Origin of the sequence: Acinetobacter sp. 148 (genome assembly GCF_031196675.1) — a bacterium.
Classification (GTDB): domain Bacteria; phylum Pseudomonadota; class Gammaproteobacteria; order Pseudomonadales; family Moraxellaceae; genus Acinetobacter; species Acinetobacter baumannii.
This window is the reverse complement of sequence record NZ_JAVIMT010000006.1, coordinates 13,850-40,361: the sequence shown is the minus strand read 5'-3', so window position 1 is coordinate 40,361 and position 26,512 is coordinate 13,850. Positions and strand designations below refer to the sequence as shown.

General features: G+C 39.6%; 24 protein-coding genes. 15 read left to right on the top strand and 9 right to left on the bottom strand.

What is annotated here, in order from left to right:
* Nucleotides 1-11: 11 nt before the first annotated feature.
* Entirely contained in the window at nucleotides 12-2,165 is a 2,154-nt protein-coding gene (gene fadB, locus RFX69_RS01330; protein ID WP_000580938.1) for a fatty acid oxidation complex subunit alpha FadB, read from the bottom strand.
* Nucleotides 2,166-2,738: 573 nt separating this feature from the next.
* Between fadB and lpxO the strand changes: the two genes are divergently transcribed.
* The 8 genes from lpxO (at nucleotide 2,739) to RFX69_RS01285 (ending at nucleotide 10,808) form a co-directional block, all read left to right on the top strand.
* Complete coding sequence (gene lpxO, locus RFX69_RS01325; protein WP_000598896.1) at nucleotides 2,739-3,653, top strand: lipid A hydroxylase LpxO; 915 nt, start codon at nucleotides 2,739-2,741, stop codon at nucleotides 3,651-3,653.
* Nucleotides 3,654-3,864: 211 nt separating this feature from the next.
* Nucleotides 3,865-4,908, top strand: a complete 1,044-nt coding sequence (locus RFX69_RS01315) for a lysozyme inhibitor LprI family protein (RefSeq protein WP_005129845.1) — start codon at nucleotides 3,865-3,867, stop codon at nucleotides 4,906-4,908.
* A 229-nt stretch (nucleotides 4,909-5,137) separates the two neighbouring features.
* Nucleotides 5,138-5,668: a CHAP domain-containing protein gene (locus tag RFX69_RS01310; protein WP_005129844.1), complete on the top strand. Its 531-nt coding sequence runs from the start codon at nucleotides 5,138-5,140 to the stop codon at nucleotides 5,666-5,668.
* Between the two features lie 133 nt (nucleotides 5,669-5,801).
* Nucleotides 5,802-7,601 carry an excinuclease ABC subunit UvrC gene (gene uvrC / locus RFX69_RS01305; RefSeq protein ID WP_271056082.1) on the top strand — a complete coding sequence of 600 codons (1,800 nt, stop codon included), beginning with the start codon at nucleotides 5,802-5,804 and terminating at the stop codon, nucleotides 7,599-7,601.
* A gap of 120 nt (nucleotides 7,602-7,721) precedes the next feature.
* Nucleotides 7,722-8,516 (top strand): thioesterase family protein, encoded by a 795-nt coding sequence (locus RFX69_RS01300; protein ID WP_289332644.1) that lies wholly within the window; start codon nucleotides 7,722-7,724, stop codon nucleotides 8,514-8,516.
* 118 nt (nucleotides 8,517-8,634) lie between these two features.
* Nucleotides 8,635-9,222, top strand: coding sequence for a CDP-diacylglycerol--glycerol-3-phosphate 3-phosphatidyltransferase (pgsA, locus tag RFX69_RS01295; RefSeq protein WP_000206941.1), 588 nt, complete (start codon nucleotides 8,635-8,637; stop codon nucleotides 9,220-9,222).
* Nucleotides 9,223-9,345: 123 nt separating this feature from the next.
* Nucleotides 9,346-10,200 (top strand): methylated-DNA--[protein]-cysteine S-methyltransferase, encoded by an 855-nt coding sequence (locus RFX69_RS01290; protein ID WP_001178154.1) that lies wholly within the window; start codon nucleotides 9,346-9,348, stop codon nucleotides 10,198-10,200.
* On the top strand, nucleotides 10,197-10,808 hold the full coding sequence (locus RFX69_RS01285; protein ID WP_000171261.1) for an alpha-ketoglutarate-dependent dioxygenase AlkB: 612 nt from the start codon (nucleotides 10,197-10,199) through the stop codon (nucleotides 10,806-10,808). Before RFX69_RS01290 ends, RFX69_RS01285 begins: the two co-directional genes overlap by 4 nt.
* Nucleotides 10,809-11,002: 194 nt before the next feature.
* Here the strand turns inward: RFX69_RS01285 and RFX69_RS01280 are convergent, their stop codons facing one another.
* Nucleotides 11,003-11,776, bottom strand: a complete 774-nt coding sequence (locus RFX69_RS01280; protein ID WP_001018361.1) for an IclR family transcriptional regulator — start codon at nucleotides 11,774-11,776, stop codon at nucleotides 11,003-11,005.
* A gap of 495 nt (nucleotides 11,777-12,271) precedes the next feature.
* Here RFX69_RS01280 and RFX69_RS01275 point away from each other — a divergent pair, with 495 nt between their 5' ends.
* The 3 genes from RFX69_RS01275 to RFX69_RS01265 are packed head-to-tail and all read left to right on the top strand — an operon-like array spanning nucleotide 12,272 to nucleotide 15,611.
* Nucleotides 12,272-14,371: an FUSC family protein gene (locus RFX69_RS01275; protein ID WP_289332643.1), complete on the top strand. Its 2,100-nt coding sequence runs from the start codon at nucleotides 12,272-12,274 to the stop codon at nucleotides 14,369-14,371.
* Nucleotides 14,364-14,570, top strand: coding sequence for a DUF1656 domain-containing protein (locus RFX69_RS01270; RefSeq protein ID WP_000503613.1), 207 nt, complete (start codon nucleotides 14,364-14,366; stop codon nucleotides 14,568-14,570). The genes RFX69_RS01275 and RFX69_RS01270 overlap by 8 nt, the downstream gene beginning before the upstream one ends.
* Nucleotides 14,571-14,609: 39 nt before the next feature.
* Nucleotides 14,610-15,611, top strand: a complete 1,002-nt coding sequence (locus tag RFX69_RS01265; RefSeq protein ID WP_001072475.1) for an HlyD family secretion protein — start codon at nucleotides 14,610-14,612, stop codon at nucleotides 15,609-15,611.
* 56 nt (nucleotides 15,612-15,667) lie between these two features.
* On the opposite strand, the gene ruvX is transcribed toward RFX69_RS01265, so the two are convergent.
* From ruvX to recN, 3 genes are all read right to left on the bottom strand, one after another.
* Nucleotides 15,668-16,108 carry a Holliday junction resolvase RuvX gene (gene ruvX / locus RFX69_RS01260; RefSeq protein WP_000127528.1) on the bottom strand — a complete coding sequence of 147 codons (441 nt, stop codon included), beginning with the start codon at nucleotides 16,106-16,108 and terminating at the stop codon, nucleotides 15,668-15,670.
* The gene (locus RFX69_RS01255; protein ID WP_001979301.1) at nucleotides 16,108-16,662 is read right to left on the bottom strand and encodes a YqgE/AlgH family protein; all 555 of its coding nucleotides are present in this window, start codon (nucleotides 16,660-16,662) and stop codon (nucleotides 16,108-16,110) included. Before RFX69_RS01255 ends, ruvX begins: the two co-directional genes overlap by 1 nt.
* Nucleotides 16,663-16,788: 126 nt before the next feature.
* Nucleotides 16,789-18,456, bottom strand: coding sequence for a DNA repair protein RecN (gene recN, locus RFX69_RS01250; RefSeq protein WP_000955429.1), 1,668 nt, complete (start codon nucleotides 18,454-18,456; stop codon nucleotides 16,789-16,791).
* 114 nt (nucleotides 18,457-18,570) lie between these two features.
* Between recN and RFX69_RS01245 the strand changes: the two genes are divergently transcribed.
* From RFX69_RS01245 to RFX69_RS01230, 4 genes are all read left to right on the top strand, one after another.
* Nucleotides 18,571-19,881 carry a tetratricopeptide repeat protein gene (locus tag RFX69_RS01245; protein ID WP_289332642.1) on the top strand — a complete coding sequence of 437 codons (1,311 nt, stop codon included), beginning with the start codon at nucleotides 18,571-18,573 and terminating at the stop codon, nucleotides 19,879-19,881.
* Nucleotides 19,882-19,957: 76 nt separating this feature from the next.
* On the top strand, nucleotides 19,958-20,284 hold the full coding sequence (locus tag RFX69_RS01240; RefSeq protein ID WP_000099685.1) for a pyrimidine/purine nucleoside phosphorylase: 327 nt from the start codon (nucleotides 19,958-19,960) through the stop codon (nucleotides 20,282-20,284).
* A 101-nt stretch (nucleotides 20,285-20,385) separates the two neighbouring features.
* On the top strand, nucleotides 20,386-21,135 hold the full coding sequence (gene rlmB / locus RFX69_RS01235) for a 23S rRNA (guanosine(2251)-2'-O)-methyltransferase RlmB (RefSeq protein ID WP_309168539.1): 750 nt from the start codon (nucleotides 20,386-20,388) through the stop codon (nucleotides 21,133-21,135).
* 35 nt (nucleotides 21,136-21,170) lie between these two features.
* Nucleotides 21,171-22,085 carry a DMT family transporter gene (locus RFX69_RS01230; protein WP_000075011.1) on the top strand — a complete coding sequence of 305 codons (915 nt, stop codon included), beginning with the start codon at nucleotides 21,171-21,173 and terminating at the stop codon, nucleotides 22,083-22,085.
* On the opposite strand, the gene coaE is transcribed toward RFX69_RS01230, so the two are convergent.
* The 4 genes from coaE to pilB are packed head-to-tail and all read right to left on the bottom strand — an operon-like array spanning nucleotide 22,082 to nucleotide 26,508.
* Entirely contained in the window at nucleotides 22,082-22,678 is a 597-nt protein-coding gene (gene coaE, locus RFX69_RS01225; protein WP_000874125.1) for a dephospho-CoA kinase, read from the bottom strand. The genes RFX69_RS01230 and coaE overlap by 4 nt on opposite strands.
* A 1-nt stretch (nucleotide 22,679) precedes the next feature.
* A complete protein-coding gene (locus RFX69_RS01220; protein ID WP_289332640.1) occupies nucleotides 22,680-23,540 on the bottom strand; it encodes an A24 family peptidase in 861 nt (286 codons plus the stop codon).
* Nucleotides 23,540-24,766: a type II secretion system F family protein gene (locus RFX69_RS01215; RefSeq protein WP_000279216.1), complete on the bottom strand. Its 1,227-nt coding sequence runs from the start codon at nucleotides 24,764-24,766 to the stop codon at nucleotides 23,540-23,542. Before RFX69_RS01215 ends, RFX69_RS01220 begins: the two co-directional genes overlap by 1 nt.
* 29 nt (nucleotides 24,767-24,795) lie before the next feature.
* A complete protein-coding gene (gene pilB / locus RFX69_RS01210; RefSeq protein ID WP_001274981.1) occupies nucleotides 24,796-26,508 on the bottom strand; it encodes a type IV-A pilus assembly ATPase PilB in 1,713 nt (570 codons plus the stop codon).
* Between the last annotated feature and the right edge of the window lie 4 nt (nucleotides 26,509-26,512).

The following is a 26,512-nucleotide window of genomic DNA, read 5'->3' as shown; positions in this document are numbered from 1 at the left end:
CACGTCGCTCCTTAACCGTAGAATTTTTTGTTGTTAGCAGCCATGTCGCGCAACATTTGTGGCGCTTCATAAGCCTTACCTAAGTGCGCATATTTGTCGCAAAGTGCAACGTATTCAGCAACACCTGTTTGGTCGATGTAACGGCATGGACCACCACGGAATGGAGGGAAACCAATACCCATAATCATTGCCATGTCTGCCTCAGACGCAGTCGCTACAATGTTGTCTTCTAAGCAACGAACAGTTTCATTGCAAAGAGCAAGCATCATACGGTCAATAATTTCTTGGTTATCAAATTCGCGTTTTTCGCCAGTTACGAATGGAGCAATCACTTCATACGCTGTTGGATCAACAGTTTTTGCTTTCTTGCCTTTCTTATCGAGTTCGTATTTGTAGAAACCTACATCATTCTTTTGACCAAGACGCTTCGCTTCGTACATTGCTTCGATCGCGCCTTTGTAGTCTGGCTTCATACGGTCAGGGAAACCTTCAGCCATCACTTCAGCACCATGTACACCTGTATCGATACCTACAACATCGATCAGATAAGCAGGACCCATTGGCCAACCGAACTTAGACATTACATTGTCGATTTGCTGGAAATCTGCGCCGTCTTTTACAAGAAGGTCAAATGCACCGAAGTAAGGGAACAATACACGGTTAACCAAGAATCCTGGGCAGTCATTTACAACGATTGGTGTTTTACCCATTTTTTGAGCAAGAACGACCGTAGTTGCAATTGCTTCTTCAGAAGTTTTTTCACCACGAATAACTTCAACAAGTGGCATCATGTGAACTGGGTTGAAGAAGTGCATACCAACAAAGTTTTCAGGACGTTGTAATGCTTTTGCTAAACGTGTAATTGAAATAGTAGAGGTGTTAGAAGCAATGATCGTGTTTTCACGAACATTTTTCTCAGTTTCAGCAAGTACGATTTCTTTTACTTTTGGATTTTCAGTTACCGCTTCGATCACGATGTCGACTTCTTTAAACTCTTCGTAGCTTAAAGTAGGACGGATGCGAGCAAGTGTTTCACCCATTTGCGCAGGTTTCATTTTCTTGCGTTCAACTTGCTTGGTTAACAAGTTGTTTGCTTCTTTCATACCTAATGCAAGTTGTGGGTTACCAATATCCTTCATGATGATTGGAGTGCCTTTGCTTGCCGCTTGATAAGCAATACCACCACCCATGATACCTGCGCCAAGTACAGCAGCTTGGTTTACAGGATGAGCACCTTTTTCATGTTGCTTAGATGCTTTTTTAACAACTTGGTCATTAATGAATAAACCAATTAATGCTTCAGCTTGAGGAGTTACGGCTGCTTTGGCAAAGCCTTCAGCCTCAGCTTTTAACGCTTCATCACGTGCAAGGCTTGCACCAGCTTGTAATGAATCAAGTAATAATTTTGGAGCAGGGTATTGAGCAGGATTTGCTTTAGCAAGTACCGCACCTTTTGCTGTGTTAAACGCCATCATTTGTTCAAGTGGGTTCAATTTTACAGCTTCAAGTTTTTCTTGGCGTTTTGCTTTCCAGTTTAAACGACCAGAAATCGCTTGCTTAACCAGATCAGTAGCAGCGTCAAGTAATTTGTCCGCAGCAACCACAGCATCTACAGCGCCATCTTTAAGTGCAGCAGCCGGTTTCTTTGGAGTAGCCATTGCCATCCATTCAACTGCATTATCAATACCAATAAGACGGCTTAAACGAACACTACCACCGAAACCAGGGTAAATACCGAGTTTGATTTCTGGTAAACCGACTTGTGCAGCTTCTGACATCACGCGATAGTCACAAACTAAACACATTTCAAAACCACCACCCAAAGCCATGCCGTTAATAGCAGCAACTTTTGGAAGGTCTAAATCTTCAAAGCTATTGAAGATTTCGTGAACAGGCATAAGCCAGTCAACAATCGCTTTTTCGCCTTGTGCAAAGTTTTGACCAAATTCGGTAATATCTGCACCAACAATGAATGTAGATTTGCCCGAGGTAACAACTAAGCCTTTAATATCGTTATTAGCTTTTACAGCCGCGATAGCAGCTTTGAAATCTTCAATTGTTGCACGGTTGAATTTATTGACCGACTCACCTTGTAAGTCAAAGCGGAATTCTGCAATTCCGTCCGCAAGCATTTGGACGGTAATGGCATTGCCAGCGTGGATCATGCCTGATCTCCTTAGTTTTGGAGGATTTCTAAGTTGATGTTATGAAGCGTGTGTACAGCTCCGGTACACATTTATGCTTCGCTAATCTTACGATAACTATATCTAAAAAGAACCCGACAAGTTGTATCAAGCCGTGACGCAAGGGTCATCTTATTTTTAATTGAATTCATACCAATTAAATGCATAAAGAAAATCATAGAGATAGCTGCTGAGTAAAGGCTTTTGTTTTAATTTAAGTTTTTATTTATAAAAAGTATAAATCTTTAATTTTTTATATAAAAAATGAGAATTTTATCCTATTCACTTCTTGTCAAAAAGGTCAATTGTTCTGGGGTAATGTCTAAAAAAAATCGACTACAAAGTCACAATTTTCTAATGAATGATCACCACCACAAATTAAGCGCTTTTTTTATATTAAGGCCTCTTAATTTTCCGAAATGCACTGTTTAATTTTTTACATTCGCTTTTTATAAGTCAATTTTGTTAAAATTTGCGCCAATTAAATAAACTTCCGGTTGCTATTACCTTAGAAAATTAAGGTAAGGTTGCCCTAAACTTTGAAAGAGTAGCAATATGATTAAGTGGATCATATTAGCGATTTTTGTGATATCTGCATTGTATATCCAACATCGCGGCAAAGTGCGTCACTCGTTTTATCGTCAATTTTTTGACCATTCAACCTTGCTCGCACCGATTAACTTTTTAATGTACATCTTTTCAAAGGTACCGAATCAACCCTATATCGACACTCAACACTTTAAAGATTTAAAAGTGTTAGATGAAAATTGGGAAATGATTCGAGATGAAGCGAAAGCTTTATATGACCAAGGTGGGATTAAAGCATCAAGTACCTACAATGATTTAGGTTTTAACTCGTTCTTTAAAACAGGGTGGAAACGTTTTTACCTCAAGTGGTATGAATCAAGCCATCCTTCAGCTGCTGAACTTTGCCCAAAAACAACGGCTTTACTCAAAACATTACCAACGATTAAAGCGGCAATGTTTACAGAACTTGCTCCTGACAGCCGTTTGGTAAAACACCGTGATCCCTATGCAGGGTCACTCCGTTATCATTTGGGTCTGATTACTCCAAATGATGACCGTTGTTTCATTGATGTAGATGGTGAAAGATACTCTTGGCGTGACGGTCAAAGTGTCGTGTTTGACGAAACTTATATTCACTATGCTGAAAATAAGACCGATCAAAACCGTATCATCTTCTTTGCCGATGTTGAACGTCCAATGAAAGTAAAATGGATGGAACGTTTCAATCATTGGTTTGGTCGTAACGTAATGACTGCGGCAAGCTCACCGAATGAAACAGGTGACCAAACAGGGGGCTTAAATAAAGCCTTTGGTTATGTTTATCAAATTCGTATTAAAGCTAAAGCTTTAAAAGCTAGTAATCGTAAGTTGTATTACTTCTTGAAATGGTTCCTCATGCTTGGAATTTTCTTCCTGATTTTTGTTCGACCATACGTATTTTAATGAAAGCGCCCGAAAGGGCGTTTTTTTTATTGTGATTATTTAAATAATTTAGATTTATTTTTATGCATTTAAAACGATGATTATTAGCGTGGGGAGTATTTTATTTAAAATTTCAGGTGAATTCTATTTTAATTATTGGGATGATAAGGCGATTGGTAAATATATGCCTTTCTTGTACTTAATAAATTTTAAAAATTTGCGTGGAATATAAATGAATACGGTGATGAAACAAGCTTTAGTAATAACTACATTCACTGCAGCAGTGATATTGACTGGATGTGGTAAATCTAAGCCAGAGCCAAAATCAAAAACAGAAAAAGTCGAAGCAATTTCGGATTGGAGCTGTACGTACCCTGATAATTTAAATCAGATTCAAACCTCTTTGAAAAAAGAATATTTGAAACAAATCGAACGTAGTTTAAGGCAAAGTCAATATCAGGTTGATACGGATATTCTTAATAAAATTAATCACGGTTTGAAGTTTGAAATTAAAAATGTTCGCACTTTACCGTTAGAAGATGAAAGCCAAAAAAATACACAACTCAGCTGTGAAAGCCAATTGGTTGTTTCATTTCCTAAAGGTTTACAAAAACGTGCGGAAAAAGCATATATTGAAGAGTTGCGTCATTCTGATAAAGAATCGGATACGCTCAATGACTATTTTTCGGATAATGAATCCTCTTTGACCCTTGAAAATGATCAATTGAAAGGTGACTTTTTCTATAACATTACAAAAACAGATAAAGAAGGTTTGGTGTTTGACTTGCCAACTCAAAATAGTGTGATTGAAGGATTGGTTTTTGTTGCCACTAAAGCTGTGCAATATGCAGCTTATGTTAAAGAAAATGAGTTGATTGAAGAAAATATTGAAGAAAATCTGCAAATATCTGAGCAAAATAATGAAGAGCAGACTGCTCTGGCTCAGGAAGCCATGGATGTTCGTAAAAAAGAATTGGATGCTGACAAAGCGAAGCAAGTGGAACGCTTAAATCTGACTTGGGATAAATTGAGTGCCGATAAAAAAACTCAATTTAAACAAGATCAATCGGATTGGTTTAAAAAACGTGATGTTGAATGTAAGGTGCTGGCACAAAAGACTGTAGATGAAATTCCTGAAAAAGACTTAGAAACTTACCAAAAGCAATCCGATTATTGGACCGCTGAGATGCGTAAGCAAAATCAGGAAATGCAATATACACAATGCTTTATTCAAAAAACTGCAGAGCGAACAGTTTATTTAAATAATTTAAACTAATCTGAAACTCTCTATAAGTGCTTGGTCAATCGTGTTGAAATAGATGGGATTGACCAATCTTTAGTAAGTTCGAAAGGGCGTTTTTTTATGCTGTACAGTACTTAACGAATTCTGTGACTCATTTCACAGTGCTGGCAATTTGTTACAACTATTAAAAGCCAACAGATAATTTTGATTCTACAATGGCGCGGTTTTTTCGAAGACTTGGTTAGCGGAAGTAGGTTTTACAATGGCTCATGCTCATCACGCAGCTCATGCATATGTTCACCATATCAAAGTGAGAAAAGAAGAAAGTTCTCAAGGTGACTTAAAAACAAAAGCGATGTTAAGCAAAGCTTCTTCGGGAAATAAAAAATATCATCGATCGGCTTCTAAACGACATAAATCGGAAGATCAAAATATTGATCTACATAAGTTCTCAAGTAAGCTTGAAAGTATGTCTGCAAAGCACAGTAAAGAAAAATGTGCCAAGAATATTCGTATTGCTTTACAAGCAGCAGGCGCCGATGTGTCTAAGCATCCGGTAGCAGCTTCAGACTGGGGGCATACACTTGAGAAGAACGGTTATAAGAAAATTAAACCTGCTTTTAACCGTCCACAAGAAGGCGATATTTATATTATTGAGCGAACAAGTGGACACACATATGGTCATATTGCAGGTTACACAGGCAATGGCTGGTTCTCAGATTTTCGTCAAAAAACCTATGCGGTCTATAAAGAAAAAGACGTTAAATATAGCTACTATCGCCTCGATTCTTAAGGAAGTACGACACACTTTGTCGGGCTACTTTCCTATCCCTTTTCAAATTTAGGTTCTGGCACAGTAAAGCACTTGAAAAGTAAAGGTGAAAACATCACATTAGGTATTCAATATTAAGCCATGTATGCCAATAGTGAATCAAAACGCTCGTCCCCATATTGAAAAAATTTTAGCTAATCTGACCCAACTTCCAGGCGTTTATAAGATGCTAGGGAAAGAGGGGGAGTTGTTATATGTTGGTAAAGCTAAAAATCTAAAAAATCGGGTGTCGAGTTATTTTGTTAAAACCATTGAGCATCCGAAAACTCAAGCTTTAGTCGCTCGAATTTATGATATTGAAACGCTAGTTACACGTTCAGAAACCGAAGCGCTGCTTTTAGAACAAAACTTAATTAAACAACATCGTCCGCCTTATAACATTATGCTGCGAGACGACAAGTCATACGTCTATATCTTTGTATCGGCAGATAAACCGTATCCACGAATTGCCAGTGGACGTGGCAAAGGTAAGCACCAAATTGGTAAATTCTTTGGGCCTTATCCAAGTGCTTATAGTGCCCGAGATACCTTACTGGTTTTACAAAAGCTTTTTAATATTCGCCAATGTGAAAATAGTTACTTTTCACAGCGCAAACGTCCATGTTTGCAATATCAAATCAAACGTTGTTCGGCCCCTTGTGTAGGTTTGGTCTCGCCAGAAGATTACAAAGAAGATGTGAATAACAGTATTCGTTTCTTACAAGGTGATACTAAAGAGTTAAACCAGGAACTGATTGCGAAAATGGAACAGGCAGCGGCAGATCTTGAATTTGAAAAAGCTGTTTTTTATCGGGATCGGTTGTCTTTACTTCGCGAAGTACAAGCACAGCAAGCCGTTTTCAAAGTGAAAGGTGAAGCTGATATTTTGGCAATTGCCTATCAGGCTGGCGTGACATGTGTGCAGATTATGCATGTACGTAACGGTCGTATGTTAGGAGGTAAAAGTTATTTTCCTGATATGTTAGGCGATGACCTTGGTCAAATGCTAAGTGACTTTATGGCAAACTTTTACTTTCAGGTTGCCGATGAAGTACCAAGCGAACTGATTGTGAATACTGCCTTACCTGACCGTAAAGAGTTGGAAGAAGCCTTAGCACAGCAGTTTGAAAAGAAAGTCCAGATTAAGAGCAGTGTACGAGAAACACGTGCCGAATGGTTAGAACTTGCCGAAATGAATGTTCAACATGCAATTAAAGGGCAGTTGAGTAATCACTTAGAACTCAATGAGCGTTTCCACCAGCTTGAGCAGGTAGTTGGCCGTCCAATTGATCGGATTGAATGTTTTGATATTAGCCATACTATGGGTGAAGCACCGATTGCATCATGCGTAGTGTTTGACCAAGGTGGAGCACGTAAACGGGACTATCGCCAATTTGCCATTCAAGATATTACTGCGGGTGACGATTATGCAGCAATGCGCCAAGCTTTAACGCGTCGCTATAAAAAGGCAATGTTACCAGATCTGCTTTTAATTGATGGTGGTAAAGGCCAGCTCCATATGGCCATGGAAGTAATGCAAGAGCTTGGGTTAGAAGCTTTTATGATAGGTGTATCAAAAGGTGAAGGCCGTAAACCGGGGCTTGAAACGCTTCATTTTACCGATGGCACAAAAATCCAGTTACCTGAAGATAGTAAGGCGCTACATTTGATTCAACAGGTACGTGATGAAGCTCACCGTTTTGCCATTACTAAACACCGCGCTAAACGTGATAAACGCCGCAGTACTTCAGTTTTAGAAGCAATTCCGGGCTTAGGACCTAAACGCCGTCGAGATTTATTAACACATTTTGGTGGGATTCAAGGTGTGTTAAAAGCATCTGAAAAAGAACTGACAGTCGTGCCGGGCTTAGGTGAAGTGATGGCAAGAACGATTTATAAAATTTTGCATGAGTAGTCATGTCTTGAGAAGATGAGTGACAAAAGCGCTCGTAAATTAATAGCTGAATGATCATTCACATATTGGTCAAAATGATGAAAGATATTTCTTAATCATGCGCATGATTTAGGGATATGAATGTCATTACTGCAACTATGGGAAGATGTAAAACAAAATGAATGGATTGATATACCTGCAGGATGGTTACAGGACCGCACCGTTTTTGGTGGTCTTGTTGCTGGGTTATTAATGCAAAAAGCATGCTCCTATATTCAAGATTCAAATAAAAGATTATTAAGTTGTAGTGTTACTTTTGTAGGCCCTGTACAACAAGGCGCTGCCCGATTGACTATTGAAGTTTTAAGAGAAGGAAAGTCAGTCACTACGCTTGAAGCACGTTTATGGCAAGATGATGCAGTACAAACGATTTTGGTTGCAAGTTTTGGGGCTTCTCGTGCATCGAGTATTGAGGTAAAGCAAGAGCCAGTCGTCCCTGCTTATGTACCACCTGAAAACTTATCTGTCTTTCCTTTTGCGAAACATATGCCTGAATGCTTTCAGCATTTTGAAGTCTGTTGGGCTGAGGGGAATTATCCGGTAACGGGAAGTAAACACCCCGACTTTGGTGGCTGGTCAAGGTTCTCACCAGAGCAGCATGCGAATCGTCAAATGACATTATCTGATTTGATTGTTCTTATGGATATTTGGCCACCAGGTGTTTTGCCTATGTTTAAGCAAGTCGCACCTGCAAGTTCTTTATCATGGCATATTACTTATGTTCATCCAGTTCGGCACCAGTTGTGTGACTGGTTTAAATATAAAGTAACTACTGAATATGCAGCTGAGGGGTACTCCACAGAATATGCATATCTTTGGGATCAAAATGATCATTTAATTGCAATCTTGCGGCAAACTGTTACGGTATTTACCTAAGTAATCTACTTTCTCGATTCACATATTTCGTATAAAGTGGCTGTTACAGATAGATACAATATTGAAGTATGTGTCTTTGTCTGTTAAAAGATGCGTGAAGACTAAATTGGCGGTGTTTATGACCACAGGGCGAATCCTGAATATCCCAAATATCCTAACTTTGGCGCGTATTGCGCTTATTCCTGTATTTTTGGTGATTGCATATTGGCCGCCTGCAATAGGTATTGGTGAGCACGTAGGAAGTATGACACGTCATATTATCTTAACGGCTATTTTCGTGCTGGCTGCCGTAACCGACTGGTTTGATGGTTATTTAGCACGAACTTTAAACCAGACTTCAGCATTTGGCCGTTTCCTAGACCCGGTTGCAGATAAACTTATGGTTGCAGCTGCACTTATTGTTTTAGTGCAGTGGAAACCGACAATTGCAATGGCTTTCGCTGCAATTGTTATTATTTCACGGGAAATTACTGTGTCTGCTTTACGTGAGTGGATGGCAGAACTTGGCGCGCGGACCAGTGTAGCCGTATCAACAGTCGGTAAATATAAAACTGCATTTCAAATGATTGCGATTAGCGTATTCCTGTTGAATTGGCAGCCTTTAGAAGTATTGGCCTATGCTTTGTTATATACCGCCGTTATTCTGACTTTATGGTCAATGTTTATTTATTTAAAAGCTGCATGGCCATACTTAAAGCAGCCATAAAGTTAAGAAGATGTTCAAAAAGCCTTTCCTTGAGAAAGGCTTTTTTATTGGAAAGTGCAAGAATCGGGTCGTCATGGGGTCTTGGCTACTTTAAAGTAAGATTGAGTACTAAGGAGGTGACAGATGCAAATGCTTTCTTCTCGGCAATTTGCTGCGATTGCCACAATTATTGAATATTTATATGAACATCTAGACCAGCAACCAAGCTTAGAAGATGTCGCTACATATATGAATTTAAGCCCGAGTTATATCCAGCGGCAGTTCCAAGAATGGGTAGGCATTAGCCCTAAGAAGTTTGTGCAATATATGAGTTTACAGCAAGCAAAATATTATTTAATGCAGCAACGTAGCTTATTAGATACTGCTTTAAATACTGGACTGTCGGGTACGGGTCGTTTACATGATTTGTTTATTCAGCTTGAAGGGATGACCCCTGGTGAATACAAGCAGCAAGGTGATGGCGTTGAACTGAATTATTCAGTTGAAACGAGTCCATTTGGTGACTTATTGGTAGTAAGTAGTGATAAAGGGATTTGTTCTGTTCGCTTTGTTGATCACAGTGAGAACATACAAGAAATCGTTAAACAGTATTTTCCGAAAGCTCAGTTAAAAAATCACTCTCCGATTTGGCATCAACAGATTGCACAGTGGTTTAGACAAGATTTCTCAGAACATTTACAGCAGAAATTACCGCTTAATCTTGCAGGAACACCATTTCAGCTACAAGTATGGGAGGCACTGCTTACTATTCCCGAAGGACAGTTACGAACCTATCAAGATATTGCTGAGCAAATTGGAAAACCTAAGGCAGTCAGAGCAGTGGCTACAGCAATTGGCCAAAATCCGATTGCGTATTTAATTCCATGTCATCGGGTCATTCGCGCAACAGGAATGGTCGGTGAGTACCATTGGCAAAAAGGGCGTAAACTGGCATTGTTAGCTTGGGAAATGGCTAAGCAGCAAGGGGAGATTGCATGACACTAGATTTATTTTCTCCAGAACCTTGTTCAAATTTATTGCCTTATGATGGTGAGGTTCAGGATTATGGATGTATTTTAACTGTCGAAGAAGCTGAACAATATTTTCATTATTTGTACCACCATTTGGCGTGGCGACATGATGAAGCGAAGCTATATGGCAAGCACTTTATAACACCTCGTAAAGTTGCTTGGTATGGAGATGAGCATTATCGATATAAATATTCTGGTGTCTTTCGTGATTCTTTACCGTGGGACAAAGCACTTGCTCAGCTAAAACAGCAAGTAGAGCAGATCCTTTCAGAAAAATTTAATTCTTGCTTGGCAAACCTGTATGAAGATGGAACACAAGGAATGGCTTGGCATAGTGATTCGGATGTGTCTTTAGCCAGAACCACTACAATTGCCTCTTTAAGTTTTGGAGCAACGCGGAAATTCTCTTTTAGGCATATTCAAACCAAAGAAAAAGTTGAGATGTGGTTACAACCGGGTCAACTTATTGTGATGCGTGGTGAGACTCAACAATATTGGCAACACCGTTTAAATCGTTCAACCAAGATTTTACAACCACGCATTAATTTGACTTTTCGTCAGTTCAAATTTTCATAAGTTTTTTCTAAAAATTGGGCAAGAAAAAAGCCCATGATGGCAACATGAGCTTATTCCTCTGAGGGAGAGCCTACTATTGATGAGCTGCTGATGAAAAGAATCATCAATAGGTGCTAAAATCATAATATGAGAATATTTTGATATTTTCAATGCTTCAAAGTGTAAGAAAACTTTAAATTATCAAAAATATTATTTTAGATCTCGCCCTTTTCTGAAAGTTCCATAAAGCGCTGCTCAATCAATGCCGCGTTTTCTTGCAAAATTTCAATCAACTTTTCAATATTTAAAAAATCAAAGCGGTTCTTTGATGCGACTAACGTTAAAGCCAAAGGAACTTCTTTACTCGAAAAACGAACGGGTACAGCAAGCCCTGAAACATTGGGGTCAATCTCACCTTGCGAGAAATAGAAGCCTTGTTTTTTTATTTTACGCATACGTTGAATAAAGCTAGGTTCGTCTACAGCAAAACCTGATTCAGACAGCTCATGTTGAAAACGTTCATAGTAGTCATGCATGCGTTGTTTGCTTAAATGTGAAACCATCGTTTTTGGTGAGGCCCCAACATAAATTGGGCGTGGGCAGCCTCGACCATATGAAAGTAATTCAGTATCTTTAAAAATCTCATGATGAATATCAATGCAGTAGTCATCATTTAAATAGGTGAGTAAACAGCAAAGTTCAGTACGCTCTACAATATTTCGCATAAATGGCGTGCTGATTTGGACCAATGGGTCGGTTGTTCTAGATACATAGTCAAGAACTGCTATTTTTGAGCCTAAAGTGTAATCGCCAGAAGTACCATTAATACGTTTTAATAAGTCGGCTGATACGAGTTCTTTCAGATAACGGTAGCTGGTCGGTTTAGACAAGCCAAGTTCTTCGCAAATAATATCGACATTAATCACTGGTCGTGAAACGGAAAATAAATCCAGTACGGTTAAAATTTTGCCAAAACTTGAAATTGCCATGATGTCTTATTCGTATCCTTAATAAACGGGTCACACTTGAGTTCTTATAACAGAAAAATTGAAGCTTTGTCTCAATTCCAAGATAACTACCTGATTTAAATATTTTACGCTCAGAATCAGAAAAGTTCTCTTGATTCACACATCATATATGATTAACTAAAAACATATCAAATTATCAAATAAAGATATTTTAGTTGACTAAATCACTTTAATTTGAAAAAATTGTGCAACAAAATATCTAATCGAGAAATTGGTTTATTCTACCGGCTTTCTCGATGTCTCTTCTTTCCTAAGCTTGGTCGTATAAATAGCGGTCAAACTGAAATCATCTCGGTACATCATGCAGAGATGTAGGAAAAATCATTGTATTGAAGGATGCTCTCATTAACTCATTTGTCTTATAGGCAAATGACAAAGTCGTATTGTCTTTTTTTAAAAGCAAACGGACACTGATGAGCATGCTCATCAGTTCAAATCTATATTTGAGATGAGTTCATGTTATTAAAGCAAATACTGGCTTTCCGCCCGAGTAAGCTTGATCTAATTTTTGCAATAAAGACATTTATTGCCGGTATGTTGGCATTATTTGTTTCGTTCGAATTAGACCTGATTAATCCAATGTGGTCGATCGGTACCGTCCTGATTATCGCCAATCCTTATTCGGGTATGGTGTCGTCTAAGTGTGTTTATCGTTTATTGGGAACGGTAGGCGGGGCCATTATTGCCTTAACCATTACTCCGCATCTGATTAATACGCCGTGGATCTTTACGGTTGTGTTATCACTATGGGTGGGCTTTGCGCTTTATGTGTCTTTATTAGACCGTACTCCTCGCAGTTATGCATTTATGTTGGCAGGTTATTCAACCGCAATGATTGTGTATAACGCGATTACTTATATTGATCAGTACAATATTTTTGATATTGCTTTGGCTCGTGTACTTGAGATTTCAATTGGTGTGATTTCGAGTGCGGTTGTGTCTGCGACTATTTTGCCCATGCATATTGGTTCGGCAATCAAACAGCGTGTAACGAAAACCCTCAAAGATACAGAAAACCTGTTTGCTAATTTGTTAAATGCAGATCAACAGCAAAACAATACACAGCTTTTAGCTGCTATTACTCGTGATACAACCGATATTCATGCTCTGGCAGTTCACTTGAGCTATGAAAAAGGTGAGTTGCATGGTATGACCAAACCTTTGCAAGAAATGCTCCATCAAATGTCGATGGTGGTTGCAAACTTGGTTGCCTTATCTGAACGAATTAAACAACTGCAAGAACTCAATTTTATTGAAAGTCATTCAGATAAATTAAAGCAGCTTTCAGGGCATGTGATTCATTTTCTGGAACAAAAAGATCAGATGACTGATGAAAATATTCTGCAGTTACCTGACGAGTTTGAAAATGATTTCTTGAACTTAAATGATTCGGCTTCTGAACATCAGCAAGTGTTATTGGCTGCCATGAAAATGGATGTGCGTCATTTCATTAGTAATGTTTTAGCTGTAAAAGTTTTATGGCAACGCATCAAGCAAGGTAATAAAGAGATTCCAGATAACATTACCCCTATGACGACTAAATATCCAAGTTTACACCGAGATCATGGTGTGGCAGTCAGAGGTGGTATTAGTGCAGTGCTGATTACATTTATTGTGACTGGTGTGTGGATTCTTTCTGGCTGGAAAGCTGGGTTCATGATGGCACAGATCGGTGCAGTAACTGCCTGTATCTTAACAGCCCTAGATAACCCTGTTCCTGTCTTACGTATTTTTATATGGGGCAGTGTGGCTTCGGCGGTTTTAGTTTTTATTTACGCGTTTGGTATTTTCCCTCATGTCACAACGTTTTGGGAACTTGGACTCGTTTTATTACCAATGTTCTTGTTTGCGGTTTCCATGATGGCGAATCAGGCACTCATGCCGGTCGGGATGGTGCTAGGTATTAATACCATGATGGGGCTGAACTTGCACAATGCTTACAGCATGGACGCAGTGTCTTATTTAGATAGCTCATTTGGTATGGTCATGGGCGTATTGGTGTCATTAGTCGTTATTGATGTTGTGCGTGCCATGTCATCCGATACCAGTGCAAACCGTATTTTGGCTTTACATTACCGTGCGATGCGCCAAGCCATATACATTCCTTATGGTATTGAATTTAAAGTTCACTTACGGGGGATGTTAGACCGTGTTGGTGTCTTAAATACTAAAATGGTTCAGTCAGAAGAGATTAAAAAATCTATTCAACAGGCTTTGGTTGAATCAAGTGCGATCATTGATTTAAGCCGACTACAAGAGCTAGCAAATCAAGTTCCGACATCTTCAGAATTGGCCCATCACATTGGCCGTTTGCAACAAGATTTAGATGAGCTATTTAGAGCTAAAGAAAATGAAAAAGGTGAAAGTGATGTATTGGTACAGCACATTCACCAAACCTTATTTGAACTTAAACAACTTGCTTCAAATATTGAAGATATGACTCTGCGTCAAAGATTATTTATTTCACTAAATAATATTGCTTATAGCATGTGTCATGTTTCATCAAACCAAATGAATGCAGATCGTACGCTTACAGGAGCCACAGCGCATGGGTGAGTTTAATGTCTACGGTATTTACGTGCCTGCTTTGCTCGTCCAAGCCATTTTTGCATATATATGTTTTCGCTGGTTAAGTCCCTTAACCAACAAATGGATTGCACAAGGCTGGATTGCATTACCCAGTATTTTCAATTTGTGTTTTTACCTTTTACTACTTTTGGTGATACACCAAATTTTTGTTGGGTTAGGTGCTTAAAGATGATTGCCAGATTAAAGATTGAGTTAGGTGAGTAAAATGAATCAATTGGAGTTGAAAAAAGTCATCCGTCCAGTGATTTTGATTGTCGCATTAATGATTGCTGTCTATACCATTGTGCATTTATGGAACTACTATAATGCAGCACCGTGGACACGTGATGGTCGAGTTCGTGGTGACGTTATTCAGGTCTCTTCAGATGTAGCAGGCCTTGTAACGGAAGTATTGGTTCAAGATAACCAGACTGTAAAAAAAGGTCAGGTGCTTTTTAAAATTGATGTCTCTCGCCGAGCTTTAGATGTAGAACAAGCAAAATCTGATTTGGCAAAAGCAAAAGCGGCCTATGCTCAAGCACAAGCAGGTCTAGCCCAAGCCAAAGCAAACTTGATTAAGTCGAGTACTAACATTAAGTTAGCCGAGAAAAACGCAAACCGTTATTCAAACTTAATGGATGGTGCGATTTCTAAGCAAGAACAAGATCAGGTCTTTGCAACTCGCGATCAATCACACGCGGAACATGAGCAACTCCAAGCTGCTATTCAACAAGCTGAAGCCACTATTAAACAGCAACAGGCATTGGTTGAAGCAGCAACAAGTAATTTACATTTAGCAGAACTCAATATGCACCGTGCGGCTGTTGTTGCACCGGCAGATGGAACATTATCTAACTTTGATTTGCGTCCGGGTAATTATGTTCAAGTTGGACAAGCGGTTGCAGCATTGCTAGATCGTAAGCAGCTTTATGTTGTGGGATATTTTGAAGAAACAAAATTAGACCGTATTCATATTGGCGATGAAGCAACTGTGCAATTAATGGGTGATAGACAGAAAATTAAAGGCCATGTGCAGGGTATTGCATCGGGTATTGAAGACCGTGAGCGTTCAAGTAGTTCGAAACTGCTTGCAAATGTAAACCCGACATTTAGCTGGGTTCGTTTAGCGCAGCGTGTACCTGTAAAAATTGTTTTAGACGAAGCACCAAAAAATGAGTTGGCTTTTGTGTCTGGCCGTACTGCTACAGTACATATTATTGAAAAATAAAAAGCTTAAGTTTTTAAACTCAATAAAAAAGCATGTTTGAAACATGCTTTTTTATTTTATGGCGTTAAACCAACAGGATTGCGATACCAGCTCTGAATTAGCAAAGCTGCGGCAAAACTATCGGCTGACAACTTCTTGGCACGACCTTGTTCTTGATAAAAACCAAGTTCTTCTCTTGCCTCACGAGTGGTGAGTCGTTCATCGACCATCCACGTTTCAATATTGGTTTGATGGCGTAGGCGACGTGCAAACTTACGTGCCCGTGTTGAAAGTTCTGACTCGCTATCATCCATATTCAATGGAAGACCAACAATAAACAAATCAGGCTGCCACTCTTTCACAATTTTTAAAAGTTGGTCCCAGTTGGGAATACCATCTTTCATCACAAAAAGTGGTAATGGGTTAGCACTTTCAATTGCAGACTGACCAATCGCCATTCCCATCTTTTGAGTGCCAAAGTCAAAAGCCATAATTGATTTTGATTGCGTTGCGGTCATTAGGCGTGCCCGATTTCAGAAGCCAGCCATGTACGATCTACACCAATTTTTTTATAGGCTGCATCCCAACGATCATCGTACGGTAAGTTAAAAATCAGATCCATATCGGCATCACAGATAAGCCAGTCACCACGAGCGATTTCATCTTCTAGCTGGTTTTTACCCCAGCTCGCATAACCAAGGGCGATTTGGTAGCGGCCAACACCTTCGTTATGCGCAATCGCATCGAGAATATCTTTACTGGTAGTAATACAGACATTCTCACCCACAGCAATAGAAGAGTGCCATGTTGGTTGGCCTGTATGAAGAACAAAGCCTGCCTCAGGGCGTAAAGGACCACCTTGTAAAACCTCATGCGGATTTACATTGTCTGCATCAATGTCTAAATCATTGAGTAGCTCTTTAATTTGGATACCGGCAGGGCGATTGATAATAATACCTTGGGCACCTTCTTCGTCATGACGGGCAAGATAAATTACTGTATTTGCAAAAAAGTCATCTGCCATTTCTGGCGGGGCAATCAGACAACGGTGAGTCATATATTGTTTGGTCACCTAAGCGGTTCTCCCTCAAAAAATGTCGCTATAGGGTCTCTCGACCCTTTTTATCTATATAGGTTCTTTTTATCAACATACAAGAGTTAATCGGATTTCGCCAATCTTTTTCTCTCATTTTCTTTATTAAGTTGAAGAAGCCTGAAATTTAAGTTGACGTAATTGTTTAGCATGCTGCAAGGTTGTTTCATTAATTTCAACACCTCCTGACATGCGCGCTAACTCGGAAATAATTTGATTTTCATCAAGTTGTACAATAGTACTACTTGCCGGATCAGTTTGTTGTTTTTTGACTAACAAATGTTGATCGGATTGTGCAGCCACCTGTGCTTGGTGGGTAATACATAAAAGTTGGACATGCTGAGCCAAGTCGGCCAATAAACGTCCAACCACTTCAGCTGTACCACCACTAATTCCGACATCAATCTCGTCAAATACCAAAACTTCTGCTTCGGTCTTTTCAGCATTCATGACTTGCATAACGAGTGCAATACGAGAAAGCTCACCACCAGATGCTACACGTGCCAATGGTTGAGGAGGTATGCCTTTATTGGCAGTAAATAAAAGTTGAATAAAACTTAAACCTTCTGCATTTGGTTGCTCTAATGGTTCAAACTTAAACTCAAAGTGTGCCTCAGGCAGCGCTAAAGGTTTAACCTGTTCAGTTAATTGTTTTGCAAGTGGAGCAGCAGCTTCACGACGAATATTGTCTAAATGCTGGGCTTTTTCTAAAAATTCTTGATGTGACTTTTCTACTTGTTCAGCCAGAGTTTCAGGGTCTTCTAACTGATGTAATTGCTCAAGCTCACTTTGCCAAGTTTCGTACTCTTCTTTAAGTGTTTCTGGTTGAGTACGGTATTTACGAGCAAGTCGATGGAAAACCTCTAGCTTGGAGTTCAGTTCTTCCATCCGTTCAGGATCGAAACTCTGACGGTCAATAAATTGACGTAAATTTGATGTGGCATCATCAATTTCACTTTGCGCATTTAATAACGAATTATAAATTTCGGAAAGCTGCTCACTACGCCCCGCATGAGACTCTAGACGGCGAATGATCGACGACATTTCTTGAGTAATGTTTTGTTCAGCTTCATCGAGCGCATTTAAACTATAGCTACAGTCTTGCATAATATGTTCATGGTGACTGAGGCGATCAAACTCTTGCTCGATTTCTTTGTAATCGGTTTGAATGACTTCCTCAAGCTCTTCAATTTGTAGCTCTAAGGTCGCAATACGTTGAAGACGGGTCGCTTGAGCATCGAGCGCAGCCTGATGCTGGCGGATATTACGCTGCCATGTACTATATGCTTCACGAACATCATTTGCTTCGGCGTAAAAATTACTATAACGATCTAGCCAATGCTTTGGATAAGGCGGCTCAAGTAGCTGTTGTTGGCTGTGCTGGCTATACAACTGAACCAATAAGCGGCCTAATTCTTTAAGCTCAGAGAGACTACTTGGACGGCCATTTACCCATGCTTTGCTACGGCCAGTTGCAAAAATAACCCGACGTAAATGAATTTCTCCTGAATCATCATCTAGTTCATGTTCTTTTAACCATTTTGCTTCAGGGCTATTGTCCTGATAAGTAAAAACTGCGGTTACATCCGCTTTGTCCGAACCATAGCGGACATAATTTGTATCTGTACGTTCCCCTAAGCAGGCAGATAGTGCATCCAGTAATAATGATTTTCCTGCACCTGTCTCACCTGTTAGAACATTAAATCCTTGTTCTATATCAATAGCTAAATGATCAGCTAATGCAAAATTAATTAAAGTTAAATGTGTGAGCATAAACGCATCCAACGCGCCAAATTATGGGTTAAAGATAGAGAAGTTTTGAATTTGCTACAAGTGATCTATTATTCTAACTGAAATTATAGAACAGCAAGATTGCGGATCTTTACAATGAAAAAAACATTAAGCTTACCGAAAGCACCAATAGGGATGATCAACCGCCATAAAAAAATTAATCCTGCTGAAATGAATAAAATTTTAAATCAGCATTTTAATGCATTTAAACAGGCTGCTGCACAAGATGATTACGTCAAAGCATATCAACATGTAAAAAAAGCAGTAAGTCTGGTTCCCGGGCATCCCGGAGCATTGTCTGATTTAGCTTATACTGAGCTACGGTTACGCCGTTATGACGATGCATATCAACATTATATGCAAGCCATTAAAGCAAGTGGTTCTAACGTTAATACAAATTTATACGATGGATTGACCGAAGTTTGTCATCATTTAAATAAAAAAGAAGAGAAGATTAAATTTGGGCGTTTAGCCATTTCAACCAAAAAAGAACTCACAAAGAATGAGCCTGCTTTAAATATACCTACTCATAAACCCGCGCCCTTTAGCCCCAATCCACAAGAAAATATTATTGCTTTTTCTCTATTTGGAGCAAATCCACGGTACTGTGAAACTTCCATTTTAAATACTAAGTTAGCTCAAGAAATCTATCCTGAGTGGACGTGTCGATTCTATGTGGATGAGAGCGTTCCCGAACTTGTACAACAGCGGTTACAAGCAAATGGTGCACAAGTCGTACATGTCAGCCCCACTCAAAAACAGTTATCAGGTTTATTTTGGCGCTTTTTAGTTATGGACGATCCGGTAGTTAAACGGTTTTTAGTACGTGATGCCGACTCTATCGTGTCTTATCGTGAGAAAGCCGCTGTTGATGCTTGGCTTAAGAGTGATCAATGGTTCCATTTAATGAGAGATAGCTATTCTCATACTGAATTAATTTTGGCAGGTATGTGGGGCGGTTGCACAGGTATTTTTCATAATATTGAAGCACATATCAGGGATTATGTTGCCACTGGAAGGTATCCGGACAATCGAGTCATAGATCAACATTACCTGCGTTATTGTATTTGGCCGACTTTAAAACAAAGTGTGCTTGTACATGATAGCCAGCAATTTGATGAAAATAGTGCCGATTTTCCGGTTTATGATCTAACTTCAATGCAAAATGACCAAGACAATTTTCATGTAGGGATGGATAATGGTTCACCAGTAGTTACAACTGCGGTTAATCATCCAACGGCAGAAAAAGTTTACTGGATTTTATTCGATGAAAATCACGATGAAGTTTGCAGATATAATGCAATTGTGTCGAAGAGTCGAAATATTGAAGTGAATTTACCCCACGCTTTTGCTAAAAAAATTCAGTTACAGCAGTGGAAATTACAAGTCTATCCGTATGAAAACTGATTGATTAGTTATTTAGGCACAATTAAACTACATTCATCATAATTTATATAAATGCGGCATTATCTGGAGAGTGTGCATGAGTTCAACCCAATTTGATCATGTAACGGTCATCAAAAAATCAAATGTTTATTTTGGTGGAGCATGTATCAGCCATACCGTGCAATTTGAAGATGGAACGAAAAAAACATTAGGTGTTATTTTGCCGACTGAACAGCCTTTAACATTTGAAACCCATGTTCCTGAGCGTATGGAAATTATTTCAGGTGAATGTCGCGTTAAAATTGCAGACAGCAATGAAAGTGAATTGTTCCGCGCTGGTCAATCTTTTTATGTACCAGGCAATAGCGTTTTCAAAATCGAGACTGATGAAGTGCTTGATTATGTTTGCCACTTAGAAGGCTAAGAAATTACTGTTTAAATCGGGTACACTATGCCCAAAGAAATCCTGTGAAGTTGGCTTTACAGGATTTTTATTTTTTGCTCAAACGTTGTTAGAGGTCATGCATGGCAAAACCGGAATATTATTATGGCGTTCACTCAGTGGAGTCATTGTTAGAACTTGAGCCGGAGCGCGTGCTGACCCTGTTTACATTGAAAGGGCGCGACGATCTGCGTTTGCAGAAAATTCTGCAATTGGCCGAGCCTTTTGGAATTAGTGTACAAAAAGCAAGCCGTGATAGCCTCGAGAAGCTTGCGGGTTTGCCATTTCACCAAGGCGTAGTTGCAGCAGTACGTCCGCACCCGACTTTAAATGAAAAAGATCTAGACCAGCTCTTGGCTGAAACTCCAGATGCCTTATTGCTGGCATTAGATCAGGTGACAGATCCACATAACTTAGGGGCATGTATCCGTACTGCCGCTGCAATGGGTGTTCAGACAGTGATTGTGCCTCGCGATCGCTCAGCAAGCTTAACTCCAACTGCTCGTAAAGTCGCAGCGGGTGGGGCCGAAAAAGTTAAATTTATTCAAGTGACTAATTTAGCTCGTACTTTAGCGCATCTTAAAGAGACAACTCACGTACGTGTGATTGGTACAATGCTTGATGAAAATGCATTACCTATTCAGAAGTGTGATTTCTCGGGTGCTGTTGTGATTGTAATGGGTGCAGAAGACACAGGTTTACGTCCAATTACTCAAGCACAGTGTGACCAAAAAGCCTATATTCCAATGTCAGGTAACTTACAAAGTTTAAATGTAAGTGTGGCAACGGGTATGGCACTTTATGAAGCTTGTCGTCAGCGTTCTGAGGTATAATTTAGCTGCCTTCCTAGTTTTTATGCAGTCTTGATATGTCTCCCCGTACGCAAGGTTATTTTTTTGTATTGGTGACCATGTGTATTTGGGGCGGGTTTACGCTTTTTGCCCGCTTAAATGCACAATGGCACATCAGTGCTTGGGATATTGCCGCACTACGCTTTGCTATAGCCTTCCTAATTTTGATGCCTATCTTAATTTATAAAAAAGATCTCGCTTTTTTATGGAGTAAGCATGCGGTTATTTTGGCATTGATTGGTGGAGTCATTTACTGCCTTACGGTTTATACAGCTTTCCTTTATGCACCAGCTGCCCATGCTGCAATATTTTTAAATGGCTGTATTCCTATCTGTACTGCTATAGCTGCTTATATTTTATTTAGACAGCCATTTGATAAACATACATGGGTGAGTCTGGCAATTATGATTACTGCCTTGGCTCTCATGAGCGCATTGATGTTGAAAAGTAGTACCTCTGCTTTTGGAATTGGAGATTTACTTCTGTTTATCAGTGCGATTTGGTGGGGGATTTTTACTGTACTACTTAAACAGTGGAAGCTCTCTGCTTGGCATTCTATGGCAAGCGTCGCAATCTGGTCCGCAATTATTTATTTGCCGATTTATTTGTTGTTCTTACCTAAGCACTTTATGGATGTAGATCCTTTGCACTTAGCTGTACAAAGTATTTTCCATGGCGTGTTTGTCGTTATTATTGCGACATTAACCTATGTTGCTGCTATTCAGCGTCTTGGCGCATTTAAAACGGGAAGTATTGTAACTTTGGCGCCGTTTATTGCTGCTATTTTAGCTGTACCTTTACTTGGTGAATCATTAAGCCCATCAATTGTAGTGGGCTTAGTAGGTATGGGAATAGGTGCTTTACAGCCTTGGCGTTGGTTTAGACAAGATAGCCTGACACAAAAGATTAAGCAGCAAAATACACAAAATTAGTTTGCACGCTTCAAATAGCTTTGATGTAAAGGCTCTAATTGCTGATATAAATGTTCGAGTAATCCGTCGTTAAACACGATGTCATTTGCAAGCTCACGTTTTCGTTCGCGTGGCATTTGTGCAGCAATAATTTTCTGGATTTGTTCTTGGTTTTGTCCATCGCGCTGGCTCGCACGCTGAATTTGAGTTTGTTCACTCGCATCAATAAGTAGCGTGTGATTGACTAGTTCATGTTGATTTGTTTCAAAAAGTAGTGGTGAAACTAAAATCACATACGGACTTTTAGGATTTTGTAGCTGTTGAATAATAGATTGACGGATTGCGGGATGGGTAATTTGCTCGAGTGTATGACGCGCTTGTGGATTTTGAAAAATATATTCACGTAAGGCACGGCGGTCCAAACTGCCATCGGGTTGAAGCACCCAATCTCCAAAGGTTTGTTGAATTTTTTGAAGGGCAGGCTGCCCTTTTTCAACTACTTCGCGAGCAACAATATCGGCATCGACGACTTGGATTCCTTGGGATTCAAACCATTGTGTTGCAGCTGATTTACCACTGCCTATACCACCTGTGATTCCCAGAATAAAAGCCATCTTAACCTCCCAAATAAATTTTCATAATCTGATCACCCCATAAAAAGGCAACCCAACCAGCAATGGCAATATATGGCCCAAAAGCAAAAGGCTGATTGTCATTTCTTAATTTTAATAAAATGATGCCAATGATTGCGCCAAGTAACGATGACAATAACACAATTAACGGCAGCATCAATGGCCCCATCCATGCTCCTAATGCTGCAAGCAATTTAAAGTCGCCGTAGCCCATACCTTCTTTGCCAGTGATCACTTTAAATAAGTAATAGACAATCCAAAGACATAGGAAACCAATGAGATAACCCCAAATGGCTGAGTTGGGTGAGGTATAAATATTAAAGGTATTAATACCTAAGCCGAGCGCAGCTAAAGGTAGGGTAAAGCGATCAGGCAATAATTGTGTATCGAAATCAATAAAGGTAAGGGCTATCAGTACCCATGTGAGGACGAGTCCAAAAAGCATTTGTATGGTTGGACCAAACACTATGACGACTACTAATGAACATAGCATGGTGAGTAGTTCGATGGCTGGATAGCGAATACTGATCGGGTGTTGGCAATGGCCACATTTTCCTCTTAACACAAGCCAGCTTATAACAGGAATATTTTGATACCAACGGATTGGTTGTTGACATGCAGGGCACGATGAAGCAGGCTTATTTAAAGTTAACCTCTCATGATCAATAATCGGTTGCTCGGGATTGAGCAGCATTTGGCATTCTTGCTCCCAATCTTGTTCCATCATTTTTGGCGTACGGTAAATCACTACATTAAGAAAGCTACCGATACATAGGCTCACGAGTGCAACAGCAATATAAAGTGCAGTTAAGTTTTGAATAAAATACGCAATGATGTCTTGCATTATACAACTGAGCCCATTTGGAAAATTGGAAGATACATAGCAATTACCAGACCGCCTACGAGCACCCCTAAAATTGCCATAATTAAAGGTTCCATCATAGAAGTTAAACCATCAACGGCATTATCCACTTCATTTTCATAGTAAGTGGCAACTTTATCGAGCATGCTGTCTAGTGCACCCGATTCTTCACCAATTGCCACCATTTGTATAGCCATAGATGGAAAACGATTAGAGACCCGCATAGCAAACTGAAGCTGTTGACCTGTTGCGACATCTTCCCGGATTTTCATCACAGCTTTTTCATAAATCACGTTATTGGTTGCGCCAGCAGTCGATTCTAATGCATCAATAAGCGGAACACCTGCGGCAAATGTTGTAGCAAGCGTGCGGCTATAGCGGGCAATAATTGCTTTATAAACCAAGTCCCCAAAAATAGGTAACTTAAGCGCCAGTTTATCTAAGCCGTCACGAAACTTTTTACTGCGTTTTTTTGCTTCCAGAAAGGCAGCAATGACTGCGCCAATCGCAATAATCATAATGAACCAGTATTCCTGCATCCATTTCGACATATTCACAACCATTTGCGTAAATGCAGGTAAATCTGCTCCAAAAGACGCAAATAAATCTTGGAAAACGGGAACTACTTTAACCATCAAAATAATGGTCACCACAATGGCTACTACAATAACTGTTGCCGGGTATTTCATTGCTTTCTTGATTTTTTGCTTGAGCAATTCACTTTTTTCTTTGTAAATTGCAACGCGGTCCAGCATCGTTTCGAGTGCGCCTGATTGTTCACCAGACTCAACAAGTGAACAAAACAAGTTATCAAAATGTTGAGGATATTTTCTTAAAGCTGAGGCAAAAGTACTACCACCTTCGACTTCACCTTTAATACCGAGTACAACCTCACGCATGGCCGGGTTTTCTAAACCTTCAGCTACAATTTCAAAGCCTTGTACGAGTGGTACACCAGCTTTCATCATAGTCGCCAGTTGTCGAGTAAAAATCGTAATATCGAGTGTGGTGACTTTTTTCTTGAATAAACCTTCAAGAATATTTTTACGTTTTTCACGTATATTTCGAACAGTCACCCCTTGTTTGCGTAAGGTTACTTTGGCTAAAGCCATGTTTTTAGCCGGAAGTTCTCCTTTGATTTTTACGCCCTTACGGTCAACCCCTTCATAAGCAAAAGTCGGCATCATTTGTGCCTTTTTGACAGCCATTAGATTATCCTTATTTTTTAAATAGTGTCTTATTCACTGGTGACACGGTTAACTTCTTGTAAAGAGGTCACCCCTTGCATCACCTTTTTTAAACCTGAACGACGTAGATTATTAAACCCCAATTTTTCAGAAGCAGCTGCGATTTCTAAAGCGTTGCCATCTTCCATAATAATCTTGGAAATTTCAGGTGTAACTTTCATTACCTCATAAATACCGACACGGCCTTTATAGCCTTCACGACATTCAGGGCAACCTACGGGCTGAAAAACCCGAAAATCTGGGTGTGCTAAATCTTGTTCGGTAAAGCCCATTTCTAATAAGCTTTGTTTAGGAATATCAGCAGGTATTTTGCATTGAGAACAAAGACGACGTGCTAAACGCTGTGCAATAACTAGGTTTACTGATGTTGCAATATTAAAAGAAGGAACCCCCATATTGCGTAGACGGGTCAATGTTTCCGGAGCACTATTAGTATGTAGTGTTGACATCACCATGTGGCCGGTTTGAGCCGCCTTAATCGCAATTTCTGCTGTTTCCAAGTCACGAATCTCACCCACCATAATAATGTCAGGGTCTTGTCGTAAAAATGATTTAAGTGCGGCCGCAAAAGTAAGCCCTACCTTGGGGTTTACGTTAACTTGATTAATTCCTTCCAGGTTAATTTCTACCGGGTCTTCGGCAGTAGAAATATTGGAGCTTTCAGTATTTAAAATATTTAAACCTGTATATAACGATACGGTTTTACCAGAACCTGTTGGTCCGGTAATTAAAAGCATGCCTTGAGGTTTATCTAATGCCTCCATAAACAAAGCTTTTTGATCTTCTTCATATCCTAGTGCATCAATTCCTAGCATTGCGCTTGATGGGTCAAGAATACGTAGAACTAACTTTTCACCAAACAAAGTCGGGAGGGAGTTCACACGAAAATCAATCGCTTTGGTTTTTGACAGCTTGAGCTTGATACGACCATCTTGTGGGACGCGTTTTTCAGAAATGTCCATTTGAGACATTACTTTTAAGCGTGATGCCAAGCGGTTTGCAAGCTGTAGAGGGGGATTGGCAATTTGACGTAACACACCATCGACACGATAGCGCACCCGATAGGATTTTTCGTACGGTTCAAAATGTAAGTCTGAAGCACCCATACGAATGGCATCAATTAATAACTTATTAATATATTTAACAATCGGGGCTTCATCGCCTTGAGGAGCTTCTTCTTCATCTTCTTGAGCGGTAGGATCATCAAGATTAACATCGAGATCAAACTCTTCATCATTGAAGTCAAAGCTGCTTTCTTCTGCAAAATGCTGGCCTAAAACTTTTTCGAGTTTATGGTGCTCCACAATTACAGGCTCAACCAGCAATTTACTATTAAAACGAATTGCATCAATCGCTTCGATATTGCTTGGATTACTGGTCGCAACATATAAAATTTGCCCTCTTTGAATGAGCGGCAAAATTCGATGTTTTAAAATCAGTTTCTGATCGACCAGATCTTTAGGAATCTGAGAGGTGTCATAAACATCCAGATCGAAATATGGTTCAGCAAACTCAGCAGAAATTGTTTCAGCCAATAACGAAGGGGAGAGATGAACCTCTTCAATTAAATATGCGACTGTGTCCTGCTTAGCTCTTTTCGCTGCATCTAATGCAGTTTGCATGGTCGCTGCCGACACATGCTTTTCTTCGACTAAACGTCGAAAAAACCCCGTAAATTTTGGAGATGTATGTAATGCTGACATCTGC

Excerpts from the sequence above, each read along its gene's own strand:
- fadB (WP_000580938.1), bottom strand. The coding sequence starts at position 2,165 with ATGATCCACGCTGGCAATGCCATTACCGTCCAAATGCTTGCGGACGGA.
- lpxO (WP_000598896.1), top strand. The coding sequence starts at position 2,739 with ATGATTAAGTGGATCATATTAGCGATTTTTGTGATATCTGCATTGTAT.
- RFX69_RS01315 (WP_005129845.1), top strand. The coding sequence starts at position 3,865 with ATGAATACGGTGATGAAACAAGCTTTAGTAATAACTACATTCACTGCA.
- RFX69_RS01310 (WP_005129844.1), top strand. The coding sequence starts at position 5,138 with ATGGCTCATGCTCATCACGCAGCTCATGCATATGTTCACCATATCAAA.
- RFX69_RS01300 (WP_289332644.1), top strand. The coding sequence starts at position 7,722 with ATGTCATTACTGCAACTATGGGAAGATGTAAAACAAAATGAATGGATT.
- pgsA (WP_000206941.1), top strand. The coding sequence starts at position 8,635 with ATGACCACAGGGCGAATCCTGAATATCCCAAATATCCTAACTTTGGCG.
- RFX69_RS01290 (WP_001178154.1), top strand. The coding sequence starts at position 9,346 with ATGCAAATGCTTTCTTCTCGGCAATTTGCTGCGATTGCCACAATTATT.
- RFX69_RS01285 (WP_000171261.1), top strand. The coding sequence starts at position 10,197 with ATGACACTAGATTTATTTTCTCCAGAACCTTGTTCAAATTTATTGCCT.
- RFX69_RS01280 (WP_001018361.1), bottom strand. The coding sequence starts at position 11,776 with ATGGCAATTTCAAGTTTTGGCAAAATTTTAACCGTACTGGATTTATTT.
- RFX69_RS01275 (WP_289332643.1), top strand. The coding sequence starts at position 12,272 with ATGTTATTAAAGCAAATACTGGCTTTCCGCCCGAGTAAGCTTGATCTA.
- RFX69_RS01270 (WP_000503613.1), top strand. The coding sequence starts at position 14,364 with ATGGGTGAGTTTAATGTCTACGGTATTTACGTGCCTGCTTTGCTCGTC.
- RFX69_RS01265 (WP_001072475.1), top strand. The coding sequence starts at position 14,610 with ATGAATCAATTGGAGTTGAAAAAAGTCATCCGTCCAGTGATTTTGATT.
- ruvX (WP_000127528.1), bottom strand. The coding sequence starts at position 16,108 with ATGACCGCAACGCAATCAAAATCAATTATGGCTTTTGACTTTGGCACT.
- recN (WP_000955429.1), bottom strand. The coding sequence starts at position 18,456 with ATGCTCACACATTTAACTTTAATTAATTTTGCATTAGCTGATCATTTA.
- RFX69_RS01245 (WP_289332642.1), top strand. The coding sequence starts at position 18,571 with ATGAAAAAAACATTAAGCTTACCGAAAGCACCAATAGGGATGATCAAC.
- RFX69_RS01240 (WP_000099685.1), top strand. The coding sequence starts at position 19,958 with ATGAGTTCAACCCAATTTGATCATGTAACGGTCATCAAAAAATCAAAT.
- rlmB (WP_309168539.1), top strand. The coding sequence starts at position 20,386 with ATGGCAAAACCGGAATATTATTATGGCGTTCACTCAGTGGAGTCATTG.
- RFX69_RS01230 (WP_000075011.1), top strand. The coding sequence starts at position 21,171 with ATGTCTCCCCGTACGCAAGGTTATTTTTTTGTATTGGTGACCATGTGT.
- coaE (WP_000874125.1), bottom strand. The coding sequence starts at position 22,678 with ATGGCTTTTATTCTGGGAATCACAGGTGGTATAGGCAGTGGTAAATCA.
- RFX69_RS01220 (WP_289332640.1), bottom strand. The coding sequence starts at position 23,540 with ATGCAAGACATCATTGCGTATTTTATTCAAAACTTAACTGCACTTTAT.
- RFX69_RS01215 (WP_000279216.1), bottom strand. The coding sequence starts at position 24,766 with ATGGCTGTCAAAAAGGCACAAATGATGCCGACTTTTGCTTATGAAGGG.
- pilB (WP_001274981.1), bottom strand. The coding sequence starts at position 26,508 with ATGTCAGCATTACATACATCTCCAAAATTTACGGGGTTTTTTCGACGT.